The sequence below is a fragment of the Paraclostridium tenue genome, from assembly GCF_039521565.1.
GTDB classification, from domain to species: domain Bacteria; phylum Bacillota; class Clostridia; order Peptostreptococcales; family Peptostreptococcaceae; genus Paraclostridium; species Paraclostridium tenue.
The window spans coordinates 1-17,077 of sequence record NZ_BAAACP010000030.1; the positions used below are offsets into that span (position 1 = coordinate 1).

Consider the following 17,077-nt stretch of genomic DNA (forward strand, 5'->3'; position numbering starts at 1 on the left):
CTTTTAGACAAGCTCATAGTGGATGGAAGATGATACAAAAAGCATCTAAAAATGCTTATAGATAAAATTTAAATAAAATAAAAAAGTGTAGACATATTTATGTCTACACTTTTTTATTTTATTTATAATCATATATGAAGTGATTTTTAATGAAAATAGAATCATGTAAATCAAGATGAATTGATTACACTAGATTCTTTAGCTCCTAAAAATTATTTAGTTAGAAAAATAGAAAGTTATATAGATTTTAGCTTTATTTATAAAATATTGACCCTGTAGTTCTAGCTAATTGAATATTTATTTGGAATTGCATATATGAGGTAACTAATCAGATATATAAAATAAATACATCCTATCATTGATTTTTAGAATACTCATTACAGAAAAGAATCCCACACTTTTCAACTTTTAATAGAAATCATGAAATATGATTCTAAAATGCCTTCGCCACTATAGGCATATGACTATTTTTTTAATTATTTTAGGTTGAAAACACTTAGATATATGAAAATAGCTACTATTGTTCAATAAATAGTAGCTATTTTCATACAATCCAAGATAATTTGTTTAAATTTTATCTTAATAGCCCCCAATACTATAATGAACATATATATAATCTGGTATTGACCATTTCTAGCGATACTATTTTTTATATGTATTTTGCCTAATCTAAAAAATTCAAATAAACATTTAAATTTATACATATAGTATTGTCATAGTTAAATATCCTTTATTTATAAGGAATCATAGCTCTAACAATAAAAGTATTTTTATAATAAGTAAAGTTTATTTGTCCAAAATATTTTTCAGTTACTTTCCTTACATTATTTAATCCTATTCCATGCATATATGAATTTTTTTTGTTGGTCAAAAACAAATTTTTTCTTTGTTTAATTTCATTAATTTTAGTATTTTTAATTGAAATAATGCAAAATCCATCTATATACTTACTTTTTAATATTATTTTTTTAGGTATATCATAGTTATATATCTTATCACAGGCTTCTATTGCATTGTCTATTAAATTAGAAAATATAGTGCATATATCAACCATATCCATAAAATTCCCCTTAGAAAAATCCATATCCACATAAAAATTTATATTTTTCTCAATGCATATAGATTTTTTTACTCGTAAAATTGAATCTAATATCATATTTCCTGTGTTAAAATCTTTATTTAATTTATTATAGTTATTTATATTAATTTCCATGCTATCTATATATTCTAAGACCTTTTCAATATTTCCATCTTCGCATAGATTTCTTATACAAATCATATGATTTTTCATATCATGATGTAAAAATCTAACTTTATCTTTTTCATTCTTTATTTCTTTGTAATAATTTTCTTCTTTAAGTACATTATCTTTAATAATTTTATTTTCATAATCTAATTTATAACTATATATGCTTTTTTTCATCATATAGAAGTTATGCCACTTAGAAATTAAAACTAATATTGACACAGTTATTAAAATCATTATATAAAATTTTGATATTACTTTATCTACTGCAATTATTCTAAATATTATTATTATCATTAAAACATCTATCAAAATTGGTACAAATATAGATATGTACTTCATTTTTATACATATATTTTTAAATTTCTTAAATTTATTTATTTGAACGCATATCTTAAATATAATCAGCATAAATATATTTTGAATTATCATTGTTTCAATATCAACTACTATAGAATTTATATTAAAATCAAGAATTAAATCATTATAATTTATATTCAATACTAAGTCTATACTAATATATTCAATCGGTATATATACAAGAAACCAATATAATAAACTAATAAAAATACACATTAAGATATTTTGTTCATAATTAAGTTTATAAAAAGAAAAACATATTAATATAAGTATTATTGAGCTTTCAAACTTAAAAATAAATATACATATTGAAGATAAGGTAATAAATACATAATTAATTTTTTTACTAAGTTTTTTACAACTAATATTATCTACTATAGATTTAAATGTGAGTAAGTATACTACTCCATTAATAAAGTTTAATAATTCAAAAAAAATATTTTGTATATCAATCATATTAAACTCCCTAATATATCTGTAATTTTCATTTTTAACTCTTTCACTTTGTATCTACTAACTAACACTTCATTACCTTTTATTATAGCTATGTTCTTACCTATAGAACTTATCTTATATAAATTTATTAAATATGCTCTATGACACCTATAAAATGAATATTTTTTTAATTCATTTTCAAAATTTTTTATACTTTCTCTTGTTTTATATATTTTGCTATCTGTATGTATTAATGTAATTCTACACTCCATTTCTACATATAGTATAGAATTTACAGGAATAATAATAGTTTTTCCTTCATCAATTTCTTTTATTGATATATATTTTTCCTTATTATTAAGTATTTCATTTTTACATTGAATTAAATGTTTTGAAAAATCACTATACTTTATTGGCTTTAACAAGTATCTAAATGCTCTTACTTCATATCCTTCTTGCATAAAGTCTGAAATTGCAGTAGTAAAAATAATTGTTACATTTGTATCAAATAATCTTATTTTTTTGGCAGTTTCAAGACCATTTATACCTAACATTTGAATATCTAGTAAAAGTATATCTAATTTTCTAGGATAGTTACCTAATAATTCCTCTCCACTACTAAATTCTAATACTTCATAAAGTTCACTTAGAAATAGTTTTTCTATATATTTTATTAATATTTTTCTGTGAATATACTCATCATCACAAATAGCTATTTTAATTTTCATAATGTCCTCCCCTATATAATTAGCTAGATATTTTTAGCTAATTATAAATGATGTTCTAAACTATCTTTTTATGTTAAATCGATGTAAGTATTTATAAGTAATTTTAATTTGAGCTCTTATCTAGAATATTCTATTTCAATCTATGAATAAGTAACTAAACCTATAATTCCTAGATTTTTATATTTGAAAGCACAGCCTCAATATTACCATATATTGTAATTTTTTTGCAAATATATACATATAAAAAAAATCATTTTATTATTAAGTCGAATATTTTCTATATAACCATTTTAAAATTCATATCATTTTATCCTATATTTCAGTAAATAAAATAACTCTTAGATTTTTAATTATTATGTTGAACTATCGTAGGAAATTATTGATTTTTAAGAATAAAATTTGAAATAATCAAAACACAATTTAATAAATTGTAAGGTACGGTCATAATATTATTAAAATACCATCCATACATTGTGTTACGGCATTTTTTAATTATTTACTGATCTTTTATTCATTAGAAGTGCAAAAAAGAATCTATATTATTAAATTAATACATTCATTGATATTTGTTAGTTAAAATGAAATTTGATCAAAAATTTCTTAAAAATTTCAATTTGACATATACTATATGTCTTTGTATACATAACTCTTTAGAAAAGTTATTTGTATTTAACATTTATATAAATATGTTCATGGAATTAATAGTTTTAATGCTAATACTTATAAAAAATAAAAAATAATTAAGTTATTTATTATTTTTTATAAGTACATTAAAACAACTTGATTACAAGTTGTTATTCTGATTTTCTTCTACCTTTTAATTTGTTTTTCTTATTATAAATTTCTATATTTTAGGGTTTGATTTGTACATCTTCTAAAAGTGGTGTAAATAAATTTTCAAATAACTTTGACATAGTTATATTTGAATCAATAACTACAGTTTTTAATTTATCTACTATCTCTTTATCCAAAGTTACCCCTACTTGATCTTTACTTTTCTTTTTTTCCTTTTTGACAATGTAATATATAGATATTGATGATTTATTAGTTTCATGAATAACGGTTGTTTTATTTGATTTTTGTAGTTCTTAATTTAATATATGTATATCTATTTTAGGTATCTATAACACATCCTTTTCTTTCAATTCCTTTACTATATTTTCAACTTCTTCTTTACTAAATTACTTTTGATTATTTTTGCTTAAATAACTACTTATACTTAATCGTGATTTTTCAACAAAGGGCTTCTTCTTATAAATAACTCTATCATCATATTCATTTTCTAAATAATATTTATCTCTTATCCATAGTTCTTTAAATACAGCTGCTACTCTTAAAGAGTATATGTTTTTGTCTGTAATATGTACTATTATAGAATCTGTTAGATAAAAAATATTTTTAACAGTTAACTTGTAACTTGGTGATAAGTCACAAGTTATATAATCATATTTTACTAATACGTCTAAGTTTTTCATATACCATCTACAAGTACTTTTTCTCTAGCTGGTTGTAAACTTATTTTTTCACCAAACATATCTATTTCTATATCAGATCGTATTATGTCTATGTTAGAATAGTTTAGATTAGGTTATTTTATAATTACATATTCTGTACTTAACCCATCTACTATATTCTATGGTTGTTTTATCTTCATGGTTTACTTTATATACATATTGAGTAAGCTTTTCTTGCAAATCTAAATCCCATTAATAATATCTTTTTAATTTTATCTTTAACTAGTTCATATGCAGTTATTATTGACATAAAAGTCTTATAAATACCGTCTTTTATGTTAGAGAAAGTTATTAACTTAGTTTTCCCCCAAGTATTTTTATAGTTATTTTTTTAAGCTTTATAATAAAGTAAAATAACTTTTTAATTAGCAACCGCTTTCAATTACATCTTTAATTATTAAATATATTTACTTATATTTTTCCATATATTCTTTAAGTGCCATTGATATTAGATCTTGCTTACTATAGCGTTTAGTTTCACAAAAATCTTTCCATTCTTGATATACAAATTCATTTATTCTTATACTTTTAGGTTTTGGATTTAAATGTTTATCATCTATTAAATTTATTGAAATATAATTTGTAGTGGTTTCTGTAGTGGACTTTGTAGTGGATTTATACTTCTCTATAAACTCTTGTAAAATCTCAAAATTACTTTCTAAATACCCTAAAATTTCTAGCTGTTGTTTAGGTACTACAGTTGTATTTTTATAACCTACAATTGTAGTTGGATCAACTACAATTGTAGGTTTTTTCTCTTCAGTAGATATATATTGCTTTTCTTTACTGTTGTATTTATAACCGTTTATTTTCATCTCTTTTTGAAATGCTTTCTCACCTATTCCAATATCTTCTCTTATTCTAATTACGGTTTCTCCTTTTTTTAACCTACTATTTATATAATTTACTTTATCTAAAAAATTTAATTTATTAAATTCTTCTTTATTCACGATATCACCTCACTTTTATTATAAACTACAATTGTAGTGTTCTGTAATTAAACTTAAAAAAATGATTATATAGTTTTAACTATATAATCATTTTTTTAAGTTTAATAGTTTTATAAGTATATAAAACTATTTAGGTATTGATGCAGAAGAATTATAATAATATTTAAAAAGTAGATGTAAATTATACATCTACTTTTTTATTTATAGAATTGTATCAAATCCTAACAGATGGACTCTTTATGTTAAAATAAAAAGCACCTAATTATAGGTGCTTAATTTTATATCTTTTTGTATTTTTGCTGATTTTGAGGAGTTTTACCTAATAGATCAATAATAGTCGAACCTTCATGATTAACAAAGTTAAACACCATAGAACCAAGTTTAGTACGATTACCTTTTGCTATACGATTCCATTCAAAACCTCTGAAGAGATCCTTTACTATAAACTCTTCTCCTGAATTTAATTCATTTAATGTATTCTTTACTATTGCAAATAATTCTTCAAGTGATGTATTACTAGTTACATTCATAATATGCCTCCTGAATAACTATAATTTTTAACAACTTTATAGCAATAGCTATTAGCTACTAAGTCAAGAAGTTTTATAAAATTAATATTCTATTAGTTAAAGTGTCATAACTTTACAGTATTGACACCTTTTTTTTTATTTAGTAGTATCAATATATTGAAGGGTGTCATAACCTAGTATCAAAAGATATTCTTTAAATATAAAAAAAGGTGGATATGAATAAATGATTTATGGATACACAAGAGTAAGTACTCGAGCACAACTAGATGGACATGGTTTGCAAGCTCAAAAACAAGAAATTTTATTAAAATATGAAAATTCACAAATAGTAGAAGAGCAATTTACAGGAGTTAAATTAGATAGACCGATCTTGAATAATTTATTAGAAAATATTAAAGAAGGAGATACATTAGTTGTAACTAAATTAGATAGATTAGCTAGAAATACAGTTGAAGGGATCAATATAATAGAAAATTTATTCGCTAAAGGAGTAGCAGTTCATGTTTTAAATGTTGGATTATTAGAAGATACTACAATGGGTAAATTCTTTTTAACAACATTACTTGCAGTAGCAGAAATGGAAAGAAATATAATAATTGAACGAACTCAAACTGGAAAAGAATTAGCTAAGAAAGATCCAAACTTTAAAGAAGGAAGACCAAAAATATATGGATCTAAACAAATAGAACATGCTTTAAATTTATTAGAGAATCATACTTATAGACAAGTAGAAGAGTTAACTGGAATAAGCAAATCAACATTGATAAGAGCAAAAAGAAAATTAGCTAAAATAAATTAAAACTATTTATCTAATAGTGGGTGTAAAATAATAAATAGAGACGATATAAATTTATAGGATAAGTTAAATATAGATCTTTTAAAATAGATTCTAATGCATTAGAAAGGTTTTTAGAATTTACAAAAAAATATCCTGAATTGAAACAATAAGATATAGTAACTCAATTTTTTATTGATTGCTTAGAAAAATATAATAAATAATTTTACTGAACCTATTTTTAGGTTCTTTTTTTCGTTTTATGCTGAAGGCATATTAAAATTCAATTACTTCAAAAGCATCATTGTAAATATATACTTTTTAAAAAAATTGTGAAATAGATGTTATCAATATTGAAAAAACAAAAAATTTTAATTCAAATGTTACATATATGCCATTTGCTCAGCATATCGTTCATGACTACCCAATTTAGGTAGATTTTTGATATAAGGAGAGTAGTTATGAATTATAGTATACAAATTGATGAATGTCTATTAGGAAAAGTAGGTTTAGATAGGGTTAAATTTTTAGTGAGTCTAAAATGTATAGATTTCTTAGCCTTAAAAAGTCAGGAAACTTTGTCTTATGCTGATCCTAATAGTTTTTTAAAAATGGATATAATAAATAAATCCACAGGTAATTATGTAAGTGTAAAAGAGTACAAGCATTGTGTAGTTATTGATAATGGACTTAAAAGTGCGGTATCCTATGGAATTGAAATAAAAAAGCAAAGTAATGGTTCTAATAAACCTAAAAGTATTATCTGCGAACTAGATATTACTTTTCCTAGAGTATGTTACAATACTATTCATAATATTTATAATGTGCATAAATCAGATGACGCCAAATGTGTAATACTTAATGTAATAAATCAATTAGAGTCAGACGGAATATACCTAAAAGATCCAAGTACCTGGATAATAAAAAGTTTAGAAGTAAACAAAACATTTGAATTAGATTGTGATCAAAAAAAGTTTGATGATTGTATGAAATATATACTTGATTTAAATAGGCAAAATAAATATTACAAAGAGTCTCATGGATATAATGATAATGGCAATAATAGTTGCTCATTTAAATCTAATAGACAACATCTTAAAATATACAATAAATCAAATCAAAAACTCATATTCAGAAATAGTGGATAAAAACTTAATGAGAGTAGAATTGAGTTTAACAAGAGATGGAATATTTAATAGCTTTAAAAGTAATTCCATCAGTATTATATTTGATATGGATTCATTAAATAAATTATATAAAGATATAACTAAAAAATTCTATAAAAATATAAAAAAATCAATAAATACAGAAGTGGAATTTTTTATAAATAATTTAACACAGTCAAATCTTAAATCTATGGACTTACTAGCTAGTCAAAATTCAGAAAAGCTTTTTGACATTATATATATATCAGAAGCAGCATATCTAATATATGAAAAAAATCAGAATAATCATTTACAAAGAGACTTAAAAAAATTATTCGATAAGATAGATCATCATAAAATAGGAAGATTTAAAGTTTTAGAAACATTTTTTAAGTTAGTTGAATCAGAAAATAATAATTTATATGACTTTAGTAAAAAAATAAAACAATACTTAAACTAATATTGAATTTTTTAAATAAAAAAATAACCTAAAAGTGGTTCAAATATTAATAAAAGTTGATATAGGCTTGTCCTAGTTATATTAATGGATACATATGATTTTAAATATATATTTTTATATTAGTTAGTGTAAGTAATTGAATATTACAGTATTAATAATATACAATTTTGTTAAATAGTTAAAATGTTACAAATAAAAATAAATTAACTGTATATACAACTAGTTAGTAAAAGTAACTCGTTTCCATATCACAGAAAACCAAACTTTAATAAATTACTATGATTACTGAAATAACTTGATTTTAAAATATATTAAACAAAAATATGATCTAATAATTAACTAATTCTTTAAATATATAGTATATTAATAAAACTAATAATATTCATAAAGGTTAATATTCTTTAGAACATTAACCTTTATGAATTTAAAATTAATACTTAATGATTGTAACATTTCTCATGTTTATATCATAGCTTATGGTAAGCATCTAGCTTAGCATAAAGCTCTATGTATATATTTTCTGCTTAAAATGAATCATACATAAATATATAGTCACTTTTCATTTAATTATGATGGCTATTATTTTTTGCGTAATAATATAATGCTCGCAAGTGCACTATATTAAAGAATCTAATTACTAATAATATTGTGAAATCATCTATTATGCACTACTATTTAAAATAGGGGTGGGGCATGAAACGAAAAAGTTTTTAATAATTAATATAACTACATCCTTCAAAAAATATATAAAGTTTTTATCTATATAGAAATTTTTAGTAACGCTCCGTAAACCCCACATATTTATAAAGAGCCAAAAAATGAGGGTAGATTAAATTAAATTATCTTTTCTCATTTTTGTTATATGTCTTTCTAGTGTTTTCAATGGTATTGATAACTTTTCTGATATTATTTTATTTGTTAAACCCTCATTTTTTAATAATTTAATTTTATCTTGAAGTATTTTTAACTCTTGTTGTTTCTTTGTTAGTCCATACTCATTTCTTCGAGCTACTCTTCTTCTCTCATTATTTCTGTTATACTTCTCATCAATCCCTATAATAGTTTTCATATGCTTTTGCTCTTTAATTGTTATTCCTAATCTATCTATTAAAGTTTCATTCTTATACCAATAACCTTCTTTATCTCTCATTCCCTTAGAAACTCTCTTACGTTCTCCACTTCTTATCCCTTGCTCATAAGCTATAAACCTATCTATAGCTTTTGGAATGCATCTTAAAACAGCTTTTACTTCTGTTTCCTTCAGTGGTTCAGTAAATGCATTATTAAACTCTATCACTGTATTTTCTAGTTCATATTCATTCCTAACATATATCCCTTTCCAATAAGCATAACAATGCACGGCCATATTCCTATATCCTGTCATATTGTACTTCCTAATCCTGCATAAAGTCTCTAGATCATTAGCTCTTTCCATATGCAGACTGTATGAATTAAAAAATCTATTTGAAATAACTTTATTATCAATTTTCTTAGTTTGATGCATCTTAAACTGATAACTCTTAGGTTTATAATTTAGATATTGCTCCCTTAACTCATACATAGAATACTCTATCTCATTATCTATATATAAAACCTCACAGTTTGCTGCACATCTTGAATTTATAGTTCCTGGTAATCTAAGTACTCTTGCACCATCTGTAGCCCTTCTATCAGCTCCTAAATGCTTTAAATTGTAATAAATATAGTCTTGTAGTTCTTGCCATGTATTTAGCGCTCCATAAGGTGCATTTTGAATTCTCCAATATAAATGTATGCCTCTTCCGCTATCTACAACCATACTTGGCTCTGGTATTTTTCCTTCATAGTGCATCATCCATATTCTATACACTGTCTCCGTCTTCTCAATTCCTATACTTTCACAATCTATATCCTGAAATAAAGCTCTAAACTGCCTTATATTCTCAACTCTTCTTTTTGGAACAAACATAGTGTTTGGAGCTAGAAATACATCTTCTTTCCTATGTAGCTCTTCTACAACATCTTTTAATCCTTCATTTTTTGTATTATATATCTTAATAGTTCGTTCAGTTTTATTATTTTTATTATTTAATTTTAATATTTGTATGTAACCATCAGTACTTTCATCATATAGATGATCACAGAAATTCATTGTTTTCATAAAAAATTCTCCTCTACATTTAGTACATCGAATAACTCTTATAAGTTTAATCAACACTACAGGTCAGGAGAACTCACTAAAATTCCGTATTATTTAATTTTTATATTGCTTTACATATCAAAATTATTGATATCTACGAATATGTATGGTAATATTAATACATAATAACAATATAAAATTTCTCTGATGAGAGTTCTCTCTTATCAAGAGTGTCTATATAAAAAAGCTGGGAGTAAGTCGGCCAAAACTTATAACTCCTGGCTTTTTGCTTTTTATTTTCGATTTCTTTACTTAAATTTTAACATAAATCCCTATATTAGTATATAAATTAATAGTAATATAAAGTGCTAGATTTATTTTAACAATTTACTGATATTCTTTCTTTTAAATTATTCATATAATATATGTTCATATTTTTTTGCTACTTTAAAAATAGAAAATCCTAAACATGCTATCCCTAGAATTACTATTCCATAATTAAAATCAGGGTTGATATCTATTACCATTTGAATTATTAAATCTCCCATCAAATTAAATACTATATGTAAGATAATACAAGCCCAAAGCGAATCATAATACATATATACTAATGCTAATCCTATCCCTAATGTAAAGGTATATATACCTTGAACAAAATTACCATGTATTATTCCAAAAATTAGTGCTTGTACAAGAACTGCTATCACTATATTATAATTTTTTCTCAAATATCCAAATACTACATTTCTAAATAATATTTCCTCACATACAGGAGCTAATATTATAATAATACTTAAGTTTAATAATGAGTTACTTTCATTTTGAATTTGATTTTGAACATCTATATAACTAGGGCTAAACATCATTAAAATACCTATTAAATTAGATAAAATAATACTAATTCCAATTCCAAATATAATAATATATATTATACTTTTTAAGTTTATTGGTTTTAGAATTTCTTTACTTAAAAGTTTTTTACCGTATGCCTTGAATATAAAATATGTTAAAATTAATGTGGCTAAATCTCCTATCAAAACTGTTGTATATGCATGTTCTAGATTGTTAAAATCTTTAATAAAGCTTGTTGCTGCTATATCAACAAGTCCTATGTTCAGATAATTTAATAGAGGCAACCCTAAACATATACATAATGATTTTAATAATTTTTTCATAGATCCTCCAATTAAATAATCTTATTCACAAGTAAATAATATACAACAGAAAAATATAAAATTGTTAAAACTAATCCTACTATACTTAGTATTAAACCTATTTTATATGCTTTACACTTATACTCTTTTAATCTTTTTGTTGATATTACTATACCAAAAATACTAACTGGTAATCCTAGCATAGGTATACTCCACGATATTAAACTTAATATACCTAGTATCATAGGTTTCTTAGATTTTTTAACTTTTACTTCCATAATAGTTCCTCCATTCTTAAGTACTAATTTATTTATTTTTCAATCCAATCTTCTCCAAAAGATAGTATAGCATTTTTTCATTCCTTATTATAATTTTTGCTTCACATATCATTCCTGGTTTAATATAACTTTCTTCACCTTTGTTACTATATAATACATTTGAATTTAAACTACTTTCTCCTGTAAAGAATGAAATACCCGTCTCACTATCTGTTTTTGAATCTGGGCTTATAGACTCTATTTCCCCCTCTAAAAATCCATATTCTCTATATGGTAAAGCTTCAAAACTATACTTTATTTTTTTATTAATATCTATATTAGCAATATCTTTAGTTGGTATCATTAAATCAACTTTACAATTATCTGAATCAGGCATTACATTAGCAACTATTGTTCCTGGTTGTAATACCAGTCCTGGTTGTAAATCTACTATTGTATTTATCTTTCCATTAACAGGAGCTTTAACAACACACTTTGCTAAGCTATCTTCTATCTGTTTTTTATTAGATTCTAATTCAATTTTACTTTGTTTATTTAAATTTATTTTCTCTTCTATTTGTACCAAAGTAGCTGTTTTATTACTATCTTTATTGATATCTGCGGATTCATCCAAACTTCTCAAATTGTCATTTAAAGTATCGATACTTTGATTGGTTTTATCTATAGTACCTTTTATTTGAACAATTGTGTCATTTTTTAATTTTTCTAATTCTTCATTACTATTTTTTATTTCAAAATCTATTTGACTTACTTGTTGACGCTTCTCATCAATACTATACTTTATTAACTCTAATTGTTGAGCATCATCTTGTGAAATTTCATTAATTTTTTTATTATCAGATTCAATCTGTTTATTTAACTCATTTTTAGAGTTTTTTAATTGATCAATTTTATTTTGAATCATTTTCCTTGAGCTCATATAACTTTCATATTGTGCACTATATGCTGAATTCTTCTCATTATAATTAGTTTCTTCAATAATAGATTTGTTAAGTTTTTCTAAATTAGCTTTTTCATCATTAAGTTCATTCTTTGAATTATCTATGTTATTCTTTTCCGCTAAAGAAACCTTATTTCCCGACTCATAACTTTTAAATTTATAATAATATTCTTTTTCCCTACCACTATTACTAAAATAATTTTTATTATTAGCAATAGAATTGACCAACTTATTAAGGTTATTATTATCTTCATTTATTTTATCTATTTGATCATCTATTCGTTTTTTTTCTTTTTCGAAACTATCAGAATCTATTTCAAACAATATATCTCCTTTTGATACCTTTTCTCCATTTTTCATTTTTACACTTTTAACTTCACCTTGAACAATATTAGAAATTGTTTGAACATGACTATTTGGTCTTACTACTCCTGATACCTTTGCAACTACTTCTTTTTCACTAAACCATGTCCAAGTCAAAAACATTAAAATTAATGCTAATACTATATAAATGAATATTATTATAAGTTTATTTGGTTTAGATTCTAATACTTGTCTACTATCACTTAAATTGTTTATATCTTCTATCTTAAACTTCAACTGCAACAACCTCCTTAGTTCGAATTTCTCTAATATTATTTATTTCAGGAAGTTGTTCTTTCCAAAGTTTATAATATCTACCTTTTTGCTCTAATAACTCTTTATGACTACCTTTTTCTTTAATCTCACCTTTTTCTAAAATGTAAATATTATCACACCTCATAATAGTACTTAATCTATGAGCTATTATAATAGTTGTCATTCCTTCACTAAACTTATGAATAGTTCTTTCTATAGCTTTTTCTGTTATAGAGTCTAAATTACTTGTAGCTTCATCCATTATAAGTATTTCTGGTTTTCTAAGGATTGCTCTAGCTATTGATAGTCTTTGCTTTTGTCCTCCAGAAAAATTTGATCCATTCTCTTCTACTAACGTGTTATATCTTAATGGAAGAGAATTTATAAAATCATGAATCTGAGCCTTTTGACATGCATCTATAACTTCTTCATATGTTAAGTATGTATTTCCAAGCATTAAGTTTTCTAATATAGTTCCATTAAATAAAAATGTTTCTTGCGAAATATAAGCAATTTTATCTCTTAATGATTCAACATTAATATCTAGTAAATTATAATCATTTACTAGAATTTCGCCTTTTTCACACTGATAAAAATTAAGTAGTAATTTAGCTAAAGTAGTTTTTCCTGATCCACTTTCTCCAACTAAAGCTATTCTTTCACCTTTTTTAATAGTCATATTTATATTTTTTAAAATAAGATGTCTAGTTCCATATCTAAAGTCAACATCTTTAAACTCTATATTTCCTTTTAATGAATTAGGATTTATTTTTTTATCTTCTTTCTCTGATTTTTCAAGTTCTAAATCTAGTATTTCACTTAATCTTTCAGCTGCAACAAGTGCTGTTTGAACAGTTGGTTGCAAATTTATTATATTTTCTATTGGATCTAAAAAATACGCCAATAAAGCATTAAATGTTAACAATTCTCCAAATGAAATATTTCCACTTAATACTTGAATAGACCCAATCCAAAGAACAACTATAGCAAATATACCTTCAACTAAACGCTTAAACGTTACTTGTAAATTATTTATGCACTCATTTTTAAATATAGCTTTTATAAATTTTATAAATCTTTTTTCAGTTTCTAGATTAACCTCTCTTTCTGAGTTAAAAGCCTTTATAGTTTCTATACCATTTAAAGATTCTATTAGATATGAAGTTAATTTAGAGTTTTTCTCCATAGTCTCTCTGTTAACTTTTTCTATACTACTTTTAAACAAAAAAACAATTATTCCATATAATACTAGCGGAACTATAGTTAGTCCAAATAAAGAAGGACTTTGAGAATACAATATAGATCCTCCTATCAATACCATAAATACATCAATCATCATAGTAAGTGCAACTCCAGATATAGCCTCTCTTATATTTGATGCATCATTAAATCTTGATATAATTTCTCCTACTTCCCTAGTTCCAAAAAAGTTCATAGGTAAATTAATAACATGATCATAATATCCTAGCATCAATGGTATATCTAGTTTTTGCCCTAAGTGAATAAGTAAATGCGTTCTAAATGCTTCTATAATAACTTTAAACACAGCTAAAACTATAAAGCCAATAGAAAACATCGTTAGTGAATCTTTTAAATTATTAGGTATTATATCGTCTAATAAGAATTTAAAGTAGAACGATCCTACTATTCCAAGTGCAGTTATTAATATAGATGATAAAAAGATATTTATTAATAGTCCTTTTTGTGGTTTTAATAACTCAAAAAATCTAGTAAATACTCCTCTAACTTCATTTCCTTTTTTAAAATCTGAAGTAGGTGTAAGTACTATCAAAATCCCAGTCCAAATATTAAAAAAATCAATTGGTTTATATTTAATTATTCCGTTAGCTGGATCAGCAATAAGAATCTCTTTTTCACTTATTTTATGTATAACTACATAATGAAGCATTGTATTATCAACAACAACATGAGCTATAGCTGGAAGAGGTATTCCATCAAATATGTCTTCAGGTTTATTAGCCTTAACACCCTTTGCTGAAAAACCTAACTTTTCAGCAGCTTTTATAACTCCTAAAGCACTTGTTCCTTCTTTATCAGTTCCTGCGAATTCTCTTATCTTAGATATAGGATATTTTAATCCATAGGTTTTACAAATAGTTGCTAAGCACGCACATCCACAATCTTTATAATCATGTTGTTTTATACAATAATATTTTTTCACACAGTTCCCCCTTAAATATATAGTCAGCTATTGTGACCATATATTTTTTTTATACAAAAGTAAATATACTTTGATCGAATAGTGTATTTTTATGATCGAATAGCTTTGATTTTACTAATCAATCACAAAATTATTCCATTCAGTAATTTTTTATCTTTATTTTTATTTATTATGGTGCGATTGTATAAATTTAATAATGTAAGGATGTTTTCTATGAAGGAATTAAAATTTAATTACAAGATATTAACGGAGGTTATTATTTAACTCCAAAAAATATAAAAATATCTATGACTTTTGTGCTGGTTTTATCTCAGGATTTAAGAAATCAGTAAGAAAATAAAACGGAGACAAATTATGAGTAGTTCGTTTAAAAATTTAAATAATTTAGATCTTATTAAAATAAACATTGAAAATAGAAGATCACACCATTTCGGACAAAAACTAGGTTATATGATTGGTTAAGTACTTAAATAAAATATTCAAATAAAAATACCCTCTTATATAGAAAAATTTAAACTCAAGAAGAAAATAAATTAATTATAAGTTCAAAAAAATTTATTATAAGATAAATTTCCAATACAGATACAACATTTTATATTTATATTAAAACAAAGACCTCTACAGATTTTTTATACCCAAGGCGTTTGAGAGGTCTATTGTTTATTATATCTACTACGATATCAAGGTTGCTTTAAGTTATTAATTCAATTGAAATAGATTTAAATACTTTGAAATAATGTAAGTTAGATATTGATAATTTTTCTTCTTACATTTATTTATATTCCCTTTTACAATAATCTTTTGATATATCCTTTTAAAAAGAGTTTTCATAGGTTTATCCTACTGATAACCTAATCATATCCTATTGCCTATTTGACCTACTTAACAAGTTTCATTTAAATCATTTTCTATATATTCAATTAATGTATAGTTATATGATTTTCTTTTTGCTCCTCAATTTCTTATGTTATTTAGATAATTTTCATTTCCTATACGTACTAAATATTTTCTATTAATAAAATTTTTTTTAATTGTAAATGTATTTCTATTCAAATATTTTACAATTTTTATTATGCTACATCCTAAATCTAGGAAATTAGATATACACCATATTTTATTTATAATAATATATTGTATATGTCCTTACGTGTGGAATAGTTTTATTGTTATTATAACTGCAATTATGAACATAAATTTATGAACTATTTTTATGTATTACGCTTAATGTGATAATTTATAATAAAAATAAATATGAAACTTAGTTATATTCCTTTTATAAAAAATATAATAATTTCAAACTATTCAATCAAAAAAACATACCATTCAATCATTATATATATATATTTTTTTTTCTTTATGATAGCATTTATTTAAACATATATGTAAATTTTATTAACAGGGAGATTTAATTATGGAAAAACTAAATTATAATCAATTAGAAGAAATAAATGGTGGTGGTTGGAAAGAAGCTGGACAAGCTTTCGTTGGTACTGTGAAAATAGGTACTGCTCCATTAAGATGTTTTTTTAATGGACCTAAGAAGGCTTTTAGACAAGCTCATAGTGGATGGAAGATGATACAAAAAGCATCTAAAAATGCTTATAGATAAAATTTAAATAAAATAAAAAAGTGTAGACATATTT

The 17,077-nt window shown here is 23.7% G+C and carries 14 protein-coding genes; 4 read left to right on the forward strand and 10 right to left on the reverse strand.

From position 1 onward, the window contains the following. Window positions 1-730: 730 nt before the first annotated feature. The 5 genes from ABFX13_RS13910 to ABFX13_RS13930 all read right to left on the reverse strand — a co-directional run bounded on the left by ABFX13_RS13910 (window position 731) and on the right by ABFX13_RS13930 (window position 5,763). Window positions 731-1,747 (reverse strand): sensor histidine kinase, encoded by a 1,017-nt coding sequence (locus ABFX13_RS13910; RefSeq protein WP_346047037.1) that lies wholly within the window; start codon window positions 1,745-1,747, stop codon window positions 731-733. Between the two features lie 311 nt (window positions 1,748-2,058). Further along, entirely contained in the window at window positions 2,059-2,769 is a 711-nt protein-coding gene (locus tag ABFX13_RS13915) for a LytR/AlgR family response regulator transcription factor (protein ID WP_346047039.1), read from the reverse strand. A 1,181-nt stretch (window positions 2,770-3,950) separates the two neighbouring features. Beyond that, entirely contained in the window at window positions 3,951-4,244 is a 294-nt protein-coding gene (locus ABFX13_RS13920; protein WP_346047041.1) for a hypothetical protein, read from the reverse strand. 446 nt (window positions 4,245-4,690) lie between these two features. Next, window positions 4,691-5,233, reverse strand: coding sequence for a hypothetical protein (locus ABFX13_RS13925; protein ID WP_346047043.1), 543 nt, complete (start codon window positions 5,231-5,233; stop codon window positions 4,691-4,693). 278 nt (window positions 5,234-5,511) lie between these two features. Beyond that, the gene (locus ABFX13_RS13930; protein WP_346047045.1) at window positions 5,512-5,763 is read right to left on the reverse strand and encodes a DUF1413 domain-containing protein; all 252 of its coding nucleotides are present in this window, start codon (window positions 5,761-5,763) and stop codon (window positions 5,512-5,514) included. 223 nt (window positions 5,764-5,986) lie between these two features. Between ABFX13_RS13930 and ABFX13_RS13935 the strand changes: the two genes are divergently transcribed. The 3 genes from ABFX13_RS13935 (at window position 5,987) to ABFX13_RS13945 (ending at window position 8,143) form a co-directional block, all read left to right on the forward strand. Beyond that, window positions 5,987-6,562, forward strand: coding sequence for a recombinase family protein (locus ABFX13_RS13935; RefSeq protein WP_346047047.1), 576 nt, complete (start codon window positions 5,987-5,989; stop codon window positions 6,560-6,562). A gap of 437 nt (window positions 6,563-6,999) precedes the next feature. Next, entirely contained in the window at window positions 7,000-7,686 is a 687-nt protein-coding gene (locus ABFX13_RS13940) for a hypothetical protein (protein ID WP_346047049.1), read from the forward strand. Between the two features lie 19 nt (window positions 7,687-7,705). Continuing rightward, window positions 7,706-8,143, forward strand: a complete 438-nt coding sequence (locus ABFX13_RS13945; RefSeq protein ID WP_346047051.1) for a hypothetical protein — start codon at window positions 7,706-7,708, stop codon at window positions 8,141-8,143. An 829-nt stretch (window positions 8,144-8,972) separates the two neighbouring features. Here ABFX13_RS13945 and ABFX13_RS13950 read toward each other — a convergent pair. From ABFX13_RS13950 to ABFX13_RS13970, 5 genes are all read right to left on the reverse strand, one after another. Continuing rightward, window positions 8,973-10,283, reverse strand: coding sequence for a helix-turn-helix transcriptional regulator (locus tag ABFX13_RS13950; protein ID WP_346047053.1), 1,311 nt, complete (start codon window positions 10,281-10,283; stop codon window positions 8,973-8,975). A gap of 389 nt (window positions 10,284-10,672) precedes the next feature. Beyond that, window positions 10,673-11,437, reverse strand: coding sequence for a CPBP family intramembrane glutamic endopeptidase (locus ABFX13_RS13955; protein ID WP_346047055.1), 765 nt, complete (start codon window positions 11,435-11,437; stop codon window positions 10,673-10,675). A gap of 11 nt (window positions 11,438-11,448) precedes the next feature. After that, window positions 11,449-11,694: a hypothetical protein gene (locus ABFX13_RS13960; protein ID WP_346047057.1), complete on the reverse strand. Its 246-nt coding sequence runs from the start codon at window positions 11,692-11,694 to the stop codon at window positions 11,449-11,451. Between the two features lie 28 nt (window positions 11,695-11,722). Further along, window positions 11,723-13,234: a beta-barrel domain-containing protein gene (locus tag ABFX13_RS13965; protein ID WP_346047059.1), complete on the reverse strand. Its 1,512-nt coding sequence runs from the start codon at window positions 13,232-13,234 to the stop codon at window positions 11,723-11,725. Then, on the reverse strand, window positions 13,224-15,434 hold the full coding sequence (locus ABFX13_RS13970; RefSeq protein WP_346047061.1) for a peptidase domain-containing ABC transporter: 2,211 nt from the start codon (window positions 15,432-15,434) through the stop codon (window positions 13,224-13,226). The genes ABFX13_RS13965 and ABFX13_RS13970 overlap by 11 nt, the downstream gene beginning before the upstream one ends. A 1,411-nt stretch (window positions 15,435-16,845) precedes the next feature. Between ABFX13_RS13970 and ABFX13_RS13975 the strand changes: the two genes are divergently transcribed. Beyond that, complete coding sequence (locus ABFX13_RS13975) at window positions 16,846-17,043, forward strand: hypothetical protein (RefSeq protein WP_346047063.1); 198 nt, start codon at window positions 16,846-16,848, stop codon at window positions 17,041-17,043. Window positions 17,044-17,077: the final 34 nt, after the last annotated feature.